Source organism: Streptomyces sp. NPDC091209 (assembly GCF_044757755.1).
Taxonomy (GTDB): Bacteria; Actinomycetota; Actinomycetes; order Streptomycetales; family Streptomycetaceae; genus Streptomyces.
Map to the genome: position 1 here is coordinate 428,813 of NZ_JBIVVR010000001.1, position 15,661 is coordinate 444,473.

General features: G+C 71.4%; 16 protein-coding genes, 1 pseudogene and 1 riboswitch. Of the genes and pseudogenes, 8 read left to right on the top strand and 9 right to left on the bottom strand.

Annotated elements, in window-relative coordinates; translation table 11 throughout:
• The first annotated feature begins 89 nt into the window (after positions 1-89).
• The gene (locus tag ACIQRL_RS01905; protein WP_401325707.1) at positions 90-1,640 is read left to right on the top strand and encodes a phytoene desaturase family protein; all 1,551 of its coding nucleotides are present in this window, start codon (positions 90-92) and stop codon (positions 1,638-1,640) included.
• Positions 1,641-1,782: 142 nt separating this feature from the next.
• Here ACIQRL_RS01905 and ACIQRL_RS01910 read toward each other — a convergent pair whose 3' ends face one another.
• The 7 genes and pseudogenes from ACIQRL_RS01910 to ACIQRL_RS01940 form a co-directional block, all read right to left on the bottom strand.
• The gene (locus ACIQRL_RS01910) at positions 1,783-2,847 is read right to left on the bottom strand and encodes a hypothetical protein (protein WP_401325709.1); all 1,065 of its coding nucleotides are present in this window, start codon (positions 2,845-2,847) and stop codon (positions 1,783-1,785) included.
• A 56-nt stretch (positions 2,848-2,903) separates the two neighbouring features.
• Positions 2,904-3,827: a methylenetetrahydrofolate reductase [NAD(P)H] gene (gene metF, locus ACIQRL_RS01915; RefSeq protein ID WP_401325712.1), complete on the bottom strand. Its 924-nt coding sequence runs from the start codon at positions 3,825-3,827 to the stop codon at positions 2,904-2,906.
• 200 nt (positions 3,828-4,027) lie between these two features.
• Positions 4,028-4,687: a thiamine phosphate synthase gene (gene thiE / locus ACIQRL_RS01920; protein ID WP_401325714.1), complete on the bottom strand. Its 660-nt coding sequence runs from the start codon at positions 4,685-4,687 to the stop codon at positions 4,028-4,030.
• Between the two features lie 92 nt (positions 4,688-4,779).
• A complete protein-coding gene (locus tag ACIQRL_RS01925; protein WP_401325716.1) occupies positions 4,780-5,151 on the bottom strand; it encodes an Rv2175c family DNA-binding protein in 372 nt (123 codons plus the stop codon).
• A gap of 64 nt (positions 5,152-5,215) precedes the next feature.
• Positions 5,216-6,448 (bottom strand): NAD(P)/FAD-dependent oxidoreductase, encoded by a 1,233-nt coding sequence (locus tag ACIQRL_RS01930; RefSeq protein WP_401325718.1) that lies wholly within the window; start codon positions 6,446-6,448, stop codon positions 5,216-5,218.
• Positions 6,449-6,784: 336 nt separating this feature from the next.
• Positions 6,785-7,057: a VOC family protein gene (locus tag ACIQRL_RS01935; RefSeq protein WP_401325721.1), complete on the bottom strand. Its 273-nt coding sequence runs from the start codon at positions 7,055-7,057 to the stop codon at positions 6,785-6,787.
• Positions 7,058-7,274: 217 nt separating this feature from the next.
• A pseudogene (locus tag ACIQRL_RS01940) lies at positions 7,275-7,616 on the bottom strand (hypothetical protein); the annotation flags it as partial.
• A gap of 52 nt (positions 7,617-7,668) precedes the next feature.
• Positions 7,669-7,782, top strand: a riboswitch (TPP riboswitch).
• Here ACIQRL_RS01940 and thiO point away from each other — a divergent pair.
• The 6 genes from thiO to ACIQRL_RS01970 all read left to right on the top strand — a co-directional run bounded on the left by thiO (position 7,780) and on the right by ACIQRL_RS01970 (position 13,931).
• Entirely contained in the window at positions 7,780-8,946 is a 1,167-nt protein-coding gene (gene thiO, locus ACIQRL_RS01945; RefSeq protein ID WP_401325724.1) for a glycine oxidase ThiO, read from the top strand. Its footprint overlaps the riboswitch before it by 3 nt.
• Positions 8,943-9,143 carry a sulfur carrier protein ThiS gene (gene thiS / locus ACIQRL_RS01950; RefSeq protein WP_401325727.1) on the top strand — a complete coding sequence of 67 codons (201 nt, stop codon included), beginning with the start codon at positions 8,943-8,945 and terminating at the stop codon, positions 9,141-9,143. Before thiO ends, thiS begins: the two co-directional genes overlap by 4 nt.
• A gap of 3 nt (positions 9,144-9,146) precedes the next feature.
• Entirely contained in the window at positions 9,147-9,941 is a 795-nt protein-coding gene (locus ACIQRL_RS01955) for a thiazole synthase (protein WP_401325728.1), read from the top strand.
• Between the two features lie 370 nt (positions 9,942-10,311).
• The gene (gene pknB / locus ACIQRL_RS01960; protein ID WP_401325731.1) at positions 10,312-12,255 is read left to right on the top strand and encodes a Stk1 family PASTA domain-containing Ser/Thr kinase; all 1,944 of its coding nucleotides are present in this window, start codon (positions 10,312-10,314) and stop codon (positions 12,253-12,255) included.
• 139 nt (positions 12,256-12,394) lie between these two features.
• Positions 12,395-13,264, top strand: a complete 870-nt coding sequence (locus ACIQRL_RS01965) for a deoxyribonuclease IV (RefSeq protein WP_401325733.1) — start codon at positions 12,395-12,397, stop codon at positions 13,262-13,264.
• 103 nt (positions 13,265-13,367) lie between these two features.
• A complete protein-coding gene (locus tag ACIQRL_RS01970; RefSeq protein ID WP_401325736.1) occupies positions 13,368-13,931 on the top strand; it encodes a DUF4396 domain-containing protein in 564 nt (187 codons plus the stop codon).
• Between the two features lie 52 nt (positions 13,932-13,983).
• Here the strand turns inward: ACIQRL_RS01970 and ACIQRL_RS01975 are convergent, their stop codons facing one another.
• On the bottom strand, positions 13,984-14,616 hold the full coding sequence (locus ACIQRL_RS01975) for a sulfite oxidase-like oxidoreductase (protein WP_326788273.1): 633 nt from the start codon (positions 14,614-14,616) through the stop codon (positions 13,984-13,986).
• A 155-nt stretch (positions 14,617-14,771) separates the two neighbouring features.
• Here ACIQRL_RS01975 and bfr point away from each other — a divergent pair, with 155 nt between their 5' ends.
• On the top strand, positions 14,772-15,251 hold the full coding sequence (bfr, locus tag ACIQRL_RS01980) for a bacterioferritin (RefSeq protein ID WP_401325739.1): 480 nt from the start codon (positions 14,772-14,774) through the stop codon (positions 15,249-15,251).
• On the opposite strand, the gene ACIQRL_RS01985 is transcribed toward bfr, so the two are convergent.
• Complete coding sequence (locus ACIQRL_RS01985) at positions 15,248-15,535, bottom strand: bacterioferritin-associated ferredoxin (protein ID WP_401325741.1); 288 nt, start codon at positions 15,533-15,535, stop codon at positions 15,248-15,250. The genes bfr and ACIQRL_RS01985 overlap by 4 nt on opposite strands.
• Between the last annotated feature and the right edge of the window lie 126 nt (positions 15,536-15,661).

Sequence of the window (15,661 nt, forward strand, 5' to 3'; positions counted from 1 at the left end):
GACCTGACCGCCCTCACCTCCAGGGAGGGCTTCCCGACCTTCCCGACCTCAGGGACGGGACTGTCGGTGGGGGCCGATAAAGTCGCGGCATGGGACGGATTGCGGTGATCGGCGCCGGGATGAGCGCGATGGCGGCCGCCGCCCGGCTGGCCGTCGCGGGCCACCGGGTGGTGGTGTACGAGCGGACGGAGACGTACGGCGGCGCGGTGCGCCGCTTCGAGCGGGACGGCTTCGCCTTCGACACGGGCCCGGGGCTGCTGCCCGTGCCCGCGGTCTACCGCGACCTGTTCGTCAAGACGGGAAAGCGGCCGCTGGAGGAGTGCGTCGAGCTGATACAGGTCGATCCGTCGACCGCCCATGTCTTCGCCGACGGCACGCGGGTGTCCCTTCCGAACGCCTCGCGCGCGGGTGTGCTCACCGCGCTGGACGAGGCGCTCGGCGGAGACGCGGGAGCACGGTGGGGCGACTTCCTGGTGCGGGCCCGCGAGGCGTGGGACCGCTCGCGCAGACCGCTCCTGGAGGAGCCGCTGTGGCCCAACTGGGCGGTGCTGGCCGAGCGTGAGCCGTATCCCTCGGTGCCGCACAAGAAGCTGCTGCGCACCCGCCTGGCAGGCACCCTCGCCGAGGTCGCCGCCTGGGAGCTGCGCGACGCGCGTCTGACGGCTCTCCTGGAGAGCCACGCCCTGGCGTACGGGCTGGACCCGCGCGTCACCCCGGCGAGCGCCGCCGTGCTGCCGTACATGGAGCACGCCTTCGGCACCTGGTACGTGCGCGGCGGCATCCGGGAGCTGGCCCGCGCGGTGTACGAGCGGTGCGTGGAGCGCAAGGTCGAGTTCCGCTTCTCCACCGCCGTCGAGCGGATCGTCGAGGAGGACGGCCGGGTCGTCGGTGTGGAGCTGTCCGGGGGCGGCTCCGGGCCCTCCGGCCCCGAGGACGGACCCGGGCCGGCCGGATCCGGGGGAGGCGCGTTCGCGGAGGCGGACTTCGTGGTCGCGGGCGTGGCACCCGGCGTCCTGGGCGGCCTCCTCCCCGGGGCGGTGCTCCGGGGCGGTGACGAGGTCCCGCCGCAGCCCGGGGCGTCCAGCAGGCTGACCGTGCTGCTCGCGCTGCGCGGCGGGCGCCCTTCCGGGGTGGCGCACAGGACGGTGGTCCACACGCTCGACCGCGACGGCGAGCTGGACCGGCTCTTCGGCGAGCGCCCCGGGGTGCCCGCGGCGCCCACCGTCGTGGTGTCACGCCCCGACGACCCCGCGCTCGTACCGGACGCGGAGCACGAGGCGGTCACGCTGACCGTCACGGTGCCGTCGGGCGCTCGGGTGGCCGAGGCGGACGTCGACCGGGTCCTGGACACCGCCGAACGTGCCCTGCCCGGGCTTCGCGACCGGCTCCTGTGGCACGAGGTTCGCACTCCGGCCGACATCGCGGGGGCGACCGGTGCGGCGGGCGGCGCGGTCCCCGCCCCCGCGCTGGCCGCGGCGGACGGACGGCTGCTGCACCCGTCGAACAGCACGCGGATACCCGGGCTCTTCGTGGCCGGGGGATGGGCGCACCCGGGCGGCGGTCTGGCGCACGCGGGCATGTCGGGCGCGCTGGTGGCCGGGCTGATCGTGGAAGGACCGGAGTTCCAGGGCTCGCAGTGAGCGGCCCGGCGGGCAGCGGCGGCGGCCGGGGCACGAACCGGCGGCAGGGCACGACGCGCCGGTGGGCCGGTTGCCGTGGGCGCCTGGGAATCGGGTACGGGGGACAGCGGTGCGCGGAGGCCGTCGGCCGCCGACCGGCAGGTCAGTAGCGGTACTGCTCGTCGTACCCGGCGTTGCCGTTGCCCTGACCGTTGCCCTGGCTGTTGCCCTGGTACGGGTACTGCTGCTGCTCGGGCGGGATCTCGGCGCCGTACTCGTCGGTGCGCTGCTGCGGCACCCAGACGCCGCCGGCCGGGGTCTCGCCGCCGTACGTGCCGGTGGCGTACTGGTCCTGGCCGTAGTTCTGCTGTTGCTGCGCGTACTGCTGGTCGCCGCCGCTGTAGCCGGTGTTGTCGTACGAGGTGCCCGTGTACGTCTGCTGGCCGATGTACGGGTCCGAGTAGGCGGCGTACTGCTGCTGGCTGTTGTCGTAGCCGTACTGCTGTTGCTGTTGCTGTTGCTGTTGCTGTTGCTGTTGCTGGTCGTAACCGGTGTAGCCGTCGTACGCGTAGGCCTGCTGGCCCTGGCCGTCGGCCGCGTAGGCCTGCTGGTCCTGGCCCGTCGCGTAGGCCTGCTGGTCCTGGGAGGGGGACGCGCCGGCGTAGGACTGGTCGTTGGCGCCGGCGTAGGCGGCGCCGTTGTAGACGCCGTAGGAGCCGGTGTCCTCGGGCAGGGGCTGCGGTTCGTACACCGAGGTGGACTCGGCGGCCGCGGGCTCGGCCGGCTCCGGGGGCATGAACCGGTCGGACGCGGCGGGCGTGAAGACGTCGTCCTCGGCGTTGGCGTACGAGTCGTCGCGGCGGTAGGCCGCCTCCTCGACCGCGTCGAGGTCGGAGCCCTCGGCCGACAGGTCGTCGCTCTCCGGGTCCTCCGGCTCGCCACGGCGGCGCTTGCTGGGCTTGGCGGGCGCGGAGCGGCCGTTGATGGCCCAGCCCTGGGCGAAGCCCTGGCGGAACGACAGCGTCACATACGTCTGGCCGACCGTGAAGGCGGCCGCGCCCAGGCCGATGACCACGACCGAGTGCATCAGGACGCCGAGAACCACACCGAGGAAGCCGACGAACGCGAGCAGCCGGAACCGCAGCCGCGCCTTGTACTGCAACAGCACCTCGCCGAGCAGCCACAGTGCGACGATGCCGAATGCCAGATAGAGGACCGTCAAGCCCATGTACGCCCCTCTCCCAGTGGCCGCTACGCAGTGTGTCGTACGTGGGTGCGACCGGTCTAGGCCTGCTGCGGGTGGTGCAGGCCCAGATTCTCGTAGATTTCCAGCGTCGCCGTGGAGTTGTTCAACGTGATGAAGTGCAGTCCGGGGACTCCCTCGGCCAGCAGCCTCGCACAGAACTCCGTCGCGAACTCGATCCCAATGGAGCGTACAGCCGCCGGATCGTCTTTGACTGTGAGGATCCGCTCTTTCAGGACGTCCGGGAACGAAGCATTCGAGAGTTTGGGCAGCCGTTCCAACATCTTCACACTCGTCACCGGCATGACCTCCGGGATGACCGGTGTCGCGCAGCCCGCCGCGTCGACGCGGTCCCGCAGGCGGAGGTAGGACTCCGGCTGGAAGAACATCTGCGTGATGGCGTAGTCGGCGCCGGCCCGGCACTTGTCGACGAAGTGGGAGACGTCCAGGTCCCATGTGGTGGACCTGGGGTGCATCTCCGGGAAGGCCGCGACCCCGACGCAGAAATCGCCGGACTCCTTGATGAGGTGCACGAGTTCGGCCGCGTAGGTCAGCCCCTTGGGGTGGGGGACCCACTCGCCCATGGGGTCGCCGGGCGGGTCGCCGCGCACGGCGAGCATGTTGCGGATGCCCGCGTCCGCGTACTGCCCGATGATGTTGCGCAGTTCGGCGATGGAGTGGTTGACCGCGGTGAGGTGCGCGACCGGGGTGAGGGTCGTGTCGAGGACGATCTGCTCGGTCTCCTTGACCGTGCCGGCCCGGGTGGAGCCGCCGGCTCCGTAGGTCACCGAGACGAAGTCGGGCGCCACGGCCTCGACCCGCCGCAGGGCGTTCCACAGGTTCCGCTCGCCCTTGGGGGTCTTCGGCGCCGAGAACTCGAAGGAAAAGGTCTGTTTGCCGGTCGCGAGCATGTCGCGCACGGTGCGTGCGCGATCAGTCCTGGTGGAAGCAGATCCGAGGGCCATACTCGCAGGTTAGTCAGAGGGCGTCGGTCCCCCAACCGAACCGCTGCCATTTGTCCGATCTGTCGACTTCTTGTCCACCCCTCGGACACCGGCGGACACCCGCGGGCGCCCGACGGTACGTGCGGACAGCCGCGCACGGCGGCGGACACCCGCGGAGGGCGGCCGTGCCGGAACGCTCCTCGCGGGCGGACCGCACGGAGCTACGCCGTCCGCAGTCGCTTCGCGAACTCCGCCGCCGCCGCGCCCGGGTCGTCCGCCTCGGTGATCGCCCGTACGACGACGACCCGGCGGGCGCCCGCTTCGAGCACCTCGTCGAGCCGGCCGAGGTCGATGCCGCCGATCGCGAACCAGGGACGGTCGGTGCCGAGGGCAGCCGTGCTGCGGACCAGGCCGAGGCCGGGTGCGTGGCGGCCGGGCTTGGTGGGGGTGGGCCAGCAGGGGCCGGTGCAGAAGTAGTCCACGCCCTCCTGGACCGCGGCGGCCGCGGCCTCGTGTTCGGCGTGTGTGGAACGGCCGATGAGCACCTCGTCGCCGAGGATCGCGCGGGCCGCGGGAACCGGGAGGTCCCCCTGCCCCAGGTGCAGTACGTCGGCGCGGACCGCGTGGGCCACGTCCGCCCGGTCGTTGACGGCGAGGAGCTTGCCGTGCCGGGCGCAGGCGTCCGCGAGGACCTGGAGGTGTTCCAGCTCCTCCCCCGCCTCCATGCCCTTGTCGCGCAGCTGCACGATGTCGACGCCGCCCGCGAGGACCGCGTCGAGGAACTCGGCGAGGTCGCCCTGACGCCTGCGGGCGTCGGTGCACAGGTAGACGCGGGCGTCGGCGAGCCGGCCCCGCGCGGTCGTGGCGGCGTTCTCGGGCATGCGTGGATCCCCCGTGGGTCGGTGCGCGGCGAGCGCGGCGGCCGGGATGGTCCCGGCCGCCGCGCTCCCCGTGCCGGACGGTCGCGTTCAGGTCAGACGGCGAGCGCCTGGGCGCGGCGCTTCACCTCCGTGCCGCGATTCTCGCTCAGAGCCTGCGCGGGGGTGCCGGGCAGGCTCGGGTCGGGGGTGAAGAGCCATTCGAGGGCCTCTTCGTCGGAGAAGCCGTCGTCCCTCAGGAGCGTCAGGGTCCCGGCCAGGCCCTTGACGACCTTCTGCTCGTCCGCGTCGATGAACTCGGCGGGGATGTGCAGCGCGCGGTTCTCACCACGGCGTACGGCGATCAGCTGGCCGTCCTTGACCAGCTGCCGGACGCGCGTCACCTCGACGCCGAACTGTTCGGCGATGTCGGGGAGGGTGAGCCAGGCGGGGACGAGAGCATCGATCTTTGCGTCAATCTCGGTCACGGGACAAGCCTGCCATCCCGGACCGACAGTCGGAAGCCAAGGGCGTCCGACCTGGGGTGACGGATCAGGCCGTGGCGCCCTTCAGGGGCCTCGACGGGTCCGCGAGCAGCTCCGGATCCATGCGTGCGCCCGCTTCGATGAGCCGGCGGCCCTGGGCGAGGTCCCTCGGCCGGCCCACCGCCAGAAGGGCGACGAGACGGGTCTCGCGGAGCCAGCACACCGACCAGGAGGCGCCCGAGGAGTCACCGCGCCAGACCAGGGTGTCGGCGGGCGTGTGGTGGCCGACGTACTGCACGAAGCGGCCGAACTGCTCGGACCAGAAGTACGGCACCGGGTCGTAGGCGGCGGGGGCCGCTCCGACGATGTTCAGGGCGACGGTGCGCGGGCCCTGGAGGGCGTTGTCCCAGTGATGGACGAGGAGGCGGTCCTCGTAGCGCCCCGACGGGAAGGAGGCGCAGTCGCCGACCGCGTAGACGTCGGGCAGGGAGGTGCGCAGGTGGTCGTCGGCGACGATCTCGCGGTGGGCGCCGAGTTCGATGCCGGAGCCGGCGATCCAGGCGGTGGCGGGCCGCGCCCCGATCCCGACCACGACGGCGCCCGCGGGCACCCGGGAGCCGTCGTCCAGGATCACCGCGCCCGGCTCGATGCGCTCCACGCGCGCGTGGGTGCGCAGCGTGGCCCCGCTGTCCGCGTACCAGGCGGCCATCGGGGCGGCCACCTCGGCGGGCAGCGCGCCGGCGAGCGGCCGGTCGGCGGCCTCGACGACGGTGACCGCGCAGCCCGCCTCGCGGGCGGCCGTGGCGAACTCGGCGCCGATCCAGCCCGCGCCGACGACCACGATGTCGTGCTGCTGCGTGAGGACGGGACGCAGCCGGTCGGCGTCGTCGAGGGTGCGCAGCAGATGCACCCCGGGCACGCCTTCGGCGCCGGGGAGCTGGATCGGCTCGGCGCCGGTGGCGACGACCAGGACGTCGTACGGGACGGGTCCCGCGGCCGTGTCCAGTTCGTGGTCGTCGGGGCGCACCCCGAGCGCCTCGCGACCGAGCCTCAGGTCGATGTCCAGGGCCTCGAAGTCGATGTCGAAGGCGGAACCCTCGGCCTTGCCCAGCAGGACGGCCTTGGACAGCGGCGGCCGGTCGTACGGCTGATGCGGCTCCGCGCCGATCAGCGTGACGGTGCCCGGGAAGCCCTGCTCGCGCAGGGCGACCGCGGTCTGCACTCCGGCGATGCCCGCGCCCACCACGACGACCCTCCGTACCGTGGGCCCCTGCGACTGTGCCTGCGTCTGCTCGCTCACCTGATCACCATAGACACGTGACAGGCATCGCTTACCTGCAAATGGGGTACTCGGCGCCCCGGTAACCGGGGATGAAGCGCTCGTCGTCTGTCGTTGCCTGTCGTGGTCGGCCACCCTCGGACGGCCCACAGACGGCCCGGTCTCGGCCCCCGAGGGGCCGCTAACGTCAGCGGCCCCGCCAGCGACCGAAGCCGCTCGGGACCCCGGTAGAGATCAGGGCCCGGTAAGGAGGTTGTTTCCGCAGGGGTGCAACGGCCGTCGGAGTCCAGGGCGTTGCCGCGCGAGCGTAGCGAGCTGCCAAGGGTCGTGCGGCTGTACGCCGCTCCTTTTGGGCATTCATGCTTCGTGATCGGGGTCGAGCACCACCATGAACCTGTTGCCTTCCGGATCCGTCATCAGGGCTTGCATGGAATCGTGAGGTTTCACGAGAGAGGCGCCCTTGGCGATCAGCGTCTCAACCTGTTCGGCGATCGTTCCGACAAGGACGGTGACGACCGGTAGCACAGCCGGAGATTCCGCTTCGCCGACGCTGCACCCACCCCAACCCGGGATGCCGCCCCAGAACCTGATCATTTTCTCTGGGTCTAATGCTTCAAAATGAACGTGCATGCTGCTGTCTCACCTTCATCTGTGCGACCGAAGCCGAAAACGGCCTACCGAATCGATCCGGCAGACCGTTACGGGTGAACGGACTTCAGCAGTCGATCACGGTGTTGCCCGAGTCTGCGATTCCGGCCTCGCTGAAGCGTCCGTGGTACTCGACCTGAAGGGTCACCTGAGTGTTGTACGTCTCGTTGTGGCCATCATGAGAAGCGGGACGACAATCGGTCGCGCGCGGCTCTTCCACCACGCTCGTCCCCGTGCCCTCCCGTGACTCCCAGGTCCAGGTCTCCTCCAGTCGCACGCGGCCGTCGGGCAGTTCCACGACGAGGGACACGCAGTGGCCCGAGGCGGTGGTCCCGTCGTGCATGAGCTGCACGTAGCGGAAGTCGAGGCGGTCGCCCTCACGGGTGCCCACGAGGTGTCCGCGGACGATGTCGCCGCCCGTGTAGTCGGCCCAGACCGTGCCGTCGCGCTCGTGGTAGGCGAACCGGGTGCGGGTGCCCACCTGGCCCGGCGCCTGGTCGGCGACGGGGACGAGGACAAGGCCGTCGAGGGGTCGCGCCATGGTCGGATGCTCCCTTACTGAGACGGTCGGGGGCGGGCTAGGGTGGCCAACGTAAAGCACTCGCGGGAGCCCGGACGCACCGGGCTGAGAGGGAGGCTGGGGCGGCCTCCGACCGTACGAACCTGATCCGGGTCATGCCGGCGAAGGGAGGGGCTGGACGCCCATGCCGTCTGCACGTTCGTCGGACGTCCTCGTCATCGGGGGCGGAATCATCGGTCTGGTGACGGCCTGGCGGGCCGCGCAACGCGGGTTCACCACCGCGCTCGTGGACCCGGAGCCGGGCGGCGGGGCCGCCCAGGTCGCGGCCGGGATGCTCGCCGCGGTCACCGAACTCCACTTCGGCGAGGAGACCCTGCTGGGTCTCAACCTCGCCTCCGCGCGCCGCTATCCGGACTTCGCCACCGAGTTGACCGAGGCGACCGGCCAGGACCTCGGCTATCGCCGGTGCGGCACGCTGGCCGTCGCGCTGGACGCCGACGACCGCGCCCATCTGCGGGAACTGCACGCCCTTCAGGTCCGCTCGGGGCTGGAGTCGGAGTGGCTGAGCGGCCGTGAGTGCCGCCGTCTGGAGCCGATGCTCGCGCCGGGCGTGCGCGGGGGTCTGCGGGTCGACGGCGACCACCAGATCGACCCGCGGCGCCTGGCGGGAGCCCTGGTCACGGCGTGCGAGCGGGCCGGAGTGGTGCTGCACCGGACGTGGGCGGAGTGTCTGACGGTCGTACGGGACCGGGCCGCCGGAGTGGTCACCACGGACGGCACCGAACTCCTCGCGGGCCAGGTGGTGCTCGCCGGGGGCAGCCTCAGCGGGCGGTTGAGGGGCGTCCCCGATGACGTCGTGCCGCCGGTGCGCCCGGTGAAGGGGCAGGTACTGCGGCTGACCGTGCCGCGGCGGTACGCGCCCTTCCTCAACCGCACCGTGCGGGCCGTGGTGCGTGGCAGCCACGTCTATCTGGTGCCGCGCGAGAACGGCGAGCTCGTGGTGGGCGCGACCAGCGAGGAACTGGGCTGGGACACCACCGTGACGGCGGGCGGTGTGTACGAACTGCTGCGCGACGCACACGAGTTGGTCCCCGGGATCACCGAGCTGCCGCTCACCGAGACCCGCGCGGGGCTGCGCCCCGGCTCGCCCGACAACGCGCCGCTGCTCGGCCCGACCGCACTGGACGGGCTGCTGCTGGCCACCGGTCACTTCCGCAACGGGGTGCTCCTGACGCCCGTGACCGGCGACGCGATGGCCCACGCCCTGACCACCGGCGCACTCCCCGCCGAGGCCCTCCCCTTCACCCCCCTGCGCTTCGGCGCCACCGCCCTCACGGAGCTGCCCGTATGAACATCGTCGTCAACGGGGAGCGGCGGCTGATCGCCGCGGGGACCGCGCTCGACGCGCTCGTCGCGACCCTCACCCCGGCACCGGCCGGGGTGGCCGCCGCCCTGAACGAAACCGTCGTCCCGCGCGCGCAGTGGTCGTCCACCTCCCTCACCGAGGGCGACCGCGTGGAAGTCCTCACCGCCGTCCAAGGAGGCTGACCCATGGCCGACGATCCCTTCGTCCTCGGTGGTACGACCTACGGGTCCCGGCTGATCATGGGGACGGGCGGCGCGCCCAGCCTCGACGTGCTGGAGCGCTCCCTGGTGGCGTCCGGTACGGAGCTGACGACGGTCGCGATGCGGCGCGTGGACGCGTCCGTGCACGGTTCGGTCCTGTCGGTGCTCGACCGGCTCGGCATCCGCGTCCTGCCGAACACGGCCGGCTGCTACACCGCCGGTGAGGCCGTGCTGACCGCCCGGCTGGCGCGTGAGGCGCTGGGCACGGACCTGGTCAAGCTGGAGGTCATCGCCGACGAGCGCACTCTGCTGCCCGATCCGATCGAACTGCTCGACGCGGCGGAGACGCTGGTCGACGACGGTTTCACCGTGCTGCCGTACACGAACGACGACCCGGTGCTGGCGCGCAAGCTGGAGGACGTCGGCTGCGCGGCGATCATGCCGCTCGGCTCGCCCATCGGGTCCGGGCTCGGGATCCGCAACCCGCACAACTTCCAGCTGATCGTCGAGCACGCGCGCGTGCCGGTGATCCTGGACGCGGGGGCGGGTACGGCGTCGGACGCCGCGCTCGCGATGGAGCTGGGGTGTGCGGGGGTCATGCTCGCCTCGGCGGTGACGCGGGCGCAGGAGCCGGTGCTGATGGCGGAGGCCATGCGGCACGCGGTGGAGGCGGGGCGCCTGGCGCGGCGGGCGGGGCGCATCCCGCGGCGGCACTTCGCCCACGCGTCCTCTCCCGCGGAGGGCATGGCGGCGCTCGACCCGGAGCGCCCGGCGTTCTGATCGCCCGCCCGCGTAGCGTCGTGCCGTCGGTTTCCGGCCGGACGGGCACGGCGGGCCTCCCGCGGGAGGCCCGCCGTCGGCGGGTGCGATGGGCGTGAGGTGTCCGCGCGCCCGCGTGCGACCGATGTGACGTGCACCTGACGTCATGGGGCGGACCGGGCGGTCCCGCGTGCTGCCTGCCGCGGGCCGCTCTGCGCGTCGGCGCAGGTTGTCGCGTTGTGGCCTTGCGGCTTCGAACAGGGTCTGATCGGACATCCGTACGCCGAACGGACCTTCGTGCGTGCGGTGTGCGTCACAGCTCGGCTGCAGTCGGGCCCCTGTATCCGCCGAACGGGGCGTCGTGACAGTGGCGGATCGTAGACTCACCTGCGTGGATACGACCCTTCAGGACCCCCTTGTCGGACACGTGCTCGACGGGCGCTACCGCGTCGACGCACGGATCGCGGTCGGCGGGATGGCCACGGTCTACAGGGCCCTGGACACCCGCCTCGACCGCGTGCTCGCGCTCAAGGTGATGCACCCGACGCTGGCCGCCGACGGTTCGTTCGTCGAGCGGTTCATCCGCGAGGCCAAGTCGGTGGCCCGGCTGGCGCACCCCAATGTCGTGCAGGTCTTCGACCAGGGGGCGGACGGGTCGTACGTCTATCTGGCCATGGAGTACATCGCCGGATGCACCCTGCGGGACGTGCTGCGCGAGCGCGGCGCCCTGCAGCCCCGGGCCGCGCTCGACATCCTGGAGCCGGTGCTCGCCGCCCTCGGCGCCGCGCACCGCGCCGGGTTCGTGCACCGCGACATGAAGCCGGAGAACGTGCTGATCGGCGACGACGGCCGGGTCAAGGTGGCGGACTTCGGCCTCGTCCGCGCCGTGGACACGGTGACCAGCACGACGGGTGCCGTTCTCGGCACCGTGTCGTACCTCGCCCCCGAGCAGATCGAGCACGGCACCTCCGACACCCGGGTCGACGTCTACGCCTGCGGAGTCGTCCTCTACGAAATGCTCACCGGCGCCAAGCCGTACACCGCGGACTCCCCCGCGCAGGTGCTGTACCAGCACCTCCACGCGGACGTGCCGCCTCCGTCGGCCGTCGTGCCGGGCCTGGCGTACCCGCTGGACGAGCTGGTCACCGCGGCCACCGCCCGCAATCCCGATGTCCGCCCGGCCGACGCGGTGGCACTGCTCGGCCGGGTCCTCGAAGCACGGGCCGGCCTCAGCGCCGAGCAGCTCGACGCGGTACCGCCGGGTGCGCTGTCCGTGGGCCACGACAACGCCGGCGACCGTACGAGCGTGATCCCGCGCTCGCTGTCCGTCCCCCGTCCGCTGCCCGTGAACGACGAGGACGGCAGCGCTCTGGACCGGACCAGCCGGTTCGAGCAGAGCAGTCCCTTCGGTGCCACCCCGGCCATGCCGGCGCGGCCCCCGGGTACGCGCCCGCGGCGCGGGATGCTGATGGTCGTCGCCGCGATCGTGCTCGTGCTCGGCCTCGGCGCCGGTGTCTGGTACATCAACTCGGGCCAGTTCACCAAGGTCCCGCCGGTCCTGGCGAAGACGCAGCAGCAGGCCACGGCCCAGCTCCACAACGCCGGGCTCGACGTCAAGCGGGTCAAACACGCCTACAGCGACACCGTGAAGCGCGGCACGGTCATCAGCACCGATCCCGGTGTCGGCGAGCGGATCCGCGACAACGACTCCGTGACGCTGACCGTCTCCGACGGCCCCCAGACGGTGAAGGTGCCCGATCTGAAGGGCTTCGCGCTGTTCAAGGCGAAGGAGGTCCTCAAGGGCGACGGGCTCGCCGCGGGCATGGTCACCCGGGAGTTCAGCGAGGACGTGACCAGGGGCTTCGTGATCGGTACGGATCCGGGCGCGGGCACCCCGCGGCACTCGGGCTCGGCGATCGCGATCGTCGTCAGCAAGGGCGCCCCGGTGGAACTGCCCGACGTGACCGGCTCGTCGGTCGAGGACGCCACCGCGCAGCTGGAGGGCGCGGGCCTGAAGGTGCGGATCGCCGCGCAGCAGGTCAACTCGGACTTCGACAAGGGGCAGGTCGCCGAACAGACGCCGGGCGCGGGCCACGAGGCCGCCACGGGCGACACCGTGACGCTGACGGTCTCCAAGGGCCCCGAGATGGTCGAGGTCCCGGACGTCGTGGGCGACAGCGTGGACGACGCGAAGACGGCCCTGGAGGATGCCGGGTTCCAGGTCAACGAGGACCGCGGACTGCTCGGACTCTTCGGCGACACGGTCAAGAAGCAGTCGGTGCACGGCGGGGACACGGCGCCCAAGGGCTCGACGATCACGATCCAGATCCGCTGAACCCGGCGGACGTACGGCCTCCGACGGCCAACCGCCCGGAGGCCGCTTCCCCGCGAGGTCCACGCGCGCGTCCGCCCGCGGGGGTCCGCCCACAGGTCCGCCCGCGGGGCGCTCGGCGGCGCGTGACACCCTGGCGGGTGTGACCAGCAAGCAGCTCCGCAACCCTGTCGGCGGCCATGTGCCCGTGGCCGGCGGTCTCCACTCCGTCGGCCTGGCCTATGCCCGTGACCTCGCGGCCGAGACCGTCCAGGTCTTCGTGGCCAACCCGCGCGGCTGGGCGACGCCCGCCGGGAACCCGAAGCAGGACGAGGACTTCCGCGCGGCGTGCGCGGCCGGGTCGATCCCCGCGTACGTCCATGCCCCGTATCTGATCAACTTCGGTTCGCACACCGAGGCGACGGTCGACAAGTCGGTGGAGTCGCTGCGGCACTCACTGCGGCGCGGGCGGGAGATCGGCGCCCTGGGTGTGGTCGTGCACACCGGGAGCGCCACCGGCGGCCGGGAGCGGTCCGTCGCCCTCAAGCAGGTGCGCGACCGACTGCTGCCGCTGCTGGACGAACTGACCCATGACGACGACCCGTTCCTCCTGCTGGAGTCGACGGCCGGCCAGGGCGCCTCCCTCTGTTCCCGCACCTGGGACTTCGGACCGTACTTCGAGGCCCTGGACGCCCACCCCAGGCTGGGCGTCTGCCTCGACACCTGCCACATCTTCGCGGCGGGCCACGATCTGACCGGGCCGAGCGGAATGCACCAGACCCTCGACCTGCTGGTCGACACGGTCGGTGAGGGGCGGCTCAAACTGATCCACGCCAACGACTCCAAGGACGTCGTCGGCGCGCACAAGGACCGTCACGAGAACATCGGCTCCGGCCACATAGGCGAGGACCCGTTCCGCGCCCTGATGACGCATCCCGCCACGGAGGGCGTCCCCCTGATCATCGAGACGCCCGGTGGGAAAGAGGGGCACGCGGCCGATGTGGAACGACTGAAGAAGCTCCGCGACGGCTGAGGAAAGGGCCGCCCGGCACGGAGCGGACGCATGAGGGAATACCCCAGGGGGGTATATGGTTCCTGTAGGAGACAGGAACCACCACCTGGCATGGGGGCCCCTCATGGAAAACGAGACGCAGGCGCAGCAAGCGGGGCGGACGCCTCACGCGGGACACGCCGCCGAGGCGCACACGCACCACGCGGCGCACGGACACCCGCACGCGCCCGTGCACGCGCCAACGGCGGCCGGGGCGACCTGGTCGACGGCCGCGCGGGCGACCCTGCACTGCCTCACCGGCTGTGCCATCGGCGAGGTGCTCGGCATGGTGATCGGCACGGCGTTCGGCTGGGGAAACACGCCCACGACGGTCCTCGCCATCGCGCTGGCCTTCTTCTTCGGCTACTCGCTCACCCTGCGCGGCGTGCTGGCGGCGGGAGTCGGCTTCCGGACGGCGTTCCGGGTGGCCCTGGCCGCGGACACCCTGTCGATCGCCGTGATGGAACTGATCGACAACGGGGTGATCGTGCTGTGGCCGGCGGCGATGGACGCGAAACTGGCGGACGCGGTCTTCTGGTTCTCGCTGGCCGTCTCCCTGGTGACCGCCTTCGCGGTCACGACGCCCGTCAACAAGTGGCTGATCGGCCGGGGCAAGGGGCACGCGGTGGTCCACCGGTACCACCACTGACCGGTCGGGAGCGGGACGCCGGGGCAGGGACACCCGGGCGGCGGCGACGGGCTCAGAGCTCGGGGCCGTCCCCGGGCTCTTCCTGGTAGGAGTAGCGTTGCTCGCGCCAGGGGTCGCCGACGTTGTGGTATCCGCGCTCCTCCCAGAAGCCGCGGCGGTCGGCGGTCATGTACTCGACGCCGCGGACCCACTTGGGCCCCTTCCACGCGTACAGATGCGGGACCACCAGGCGCAGCGGGAAGCCGTGTTCCGCCGTCAGCAGTTCGCCGTCCTTGTGGGTGGCGAAGATGGTGCGCTCGGAGGCGAAGTCAGCGAGGCGCAGGTTCGAGCTGAAGCCGTATTCGGCCCAGACCATCACATGGGTGACGGTGGGTGCGGGCGGGGCTATCTCCAGGATCGTACGGGCGGGGACGCCACCCCATTCGGCCCCGAGCATGCTGAACTTCGTGACGCAGTGCAGATCGGCGACGACGGAGGCGTACGGGAGGGCGGTGAACTCGTCGTGGGTCCAGCACTGCTTCCCGCCGTCGGCGGTGGCGCCGAAGACCCTGAATTCCCAGCGTTCGGGGCGGAACTTGGGGACGGGCCCGTAGTGGGTGACCGGCCAGCCGCGCTGGAGTCGCTGTCCCGGCGGAAGCTCCGACTGTGCTGTTTCTCCAGATTCGCGCTCCACCGGCTGACCCATGACTCCATCCTGACAGACCCGGAACGGTGCCCATGACCAGCGCGGGTCGAATTCGGGCAACTCCTAGTAAGCATGTACTTACTGGACGCTCTTCGGTGCCGGTGCGAAGATGCGGCGCAATCTGCCCAGTCCCCCGCTTGGAAGGAGCCTCTGCGATGCAGGGCGACCCCGAGGTCATCGAATTCCTCAACGAGCAGCTGACCGGTGAGCTGACCGCGATCAACCAGTACTTCCTGCACGCGAAGATGCAGGAGAACTTCGGCTGGACGAAGCTCGCGAAGTACACCCGGCACGAGTCGTTCGACGAGATGAAGCACGCGGAGGTGCTGACCGACCGGATTCTCTTCCTTGACGGGCTACCGAACTACCAGCGGCTCTTCCATGTCCGGGTCGGGCAGACCGTCACCGAGATGTTCCAGGCGGACCGGCAGGTGGAGGTCGAGGCGATCGACCGCCTCAAGCGCGGGATCGAGGTGATGCGGTCGAAGGGCGACATCACGTCCGCGAACATCTTCGAGTCGATCCTCGAGGACGAGGAACACCACATCGACTATCTGGACACCCAGCTCGAACTGGTCGAGAAGCTCGGTGAGGCGCTCTACATCGCACAGCTCGTCGAACAGCCGGAGAGCTAGGCGGCCTCGCGCCCGGCGGTCCCGTACTCGACGGCTTCGAGGCGGGCGGTCTCGGTCTGTCCGAGGACGTCGGAGAGCACCGGCATGCCCTGGTCGGCCAGCTCACGGCGCGGACACGAGCCCCTGCCCAGCAGTGCCTGGATCCGGCGGACGCACGAACCGCAGTCCGTGCCCGCCTTGGAGGCCGAGGCTATCTGCCGAGGAGTACAGGCACCGTTCTCCGCGTGCTTCTTCACCTGCTGTTCGGTGATCCCGAAGCAACTGCAGACGTACACGCGGTTCACCTCCCGCCGGAATCGCTGGGTAGTGCCGTCCCGATGATCGGTGAGGCTAACCTAACCTTACCCGTCACCCAGGAACCACAAAAGTGGCGTGGGGCGCGGATCGTATGTGATCCGCGCCCCACTTCA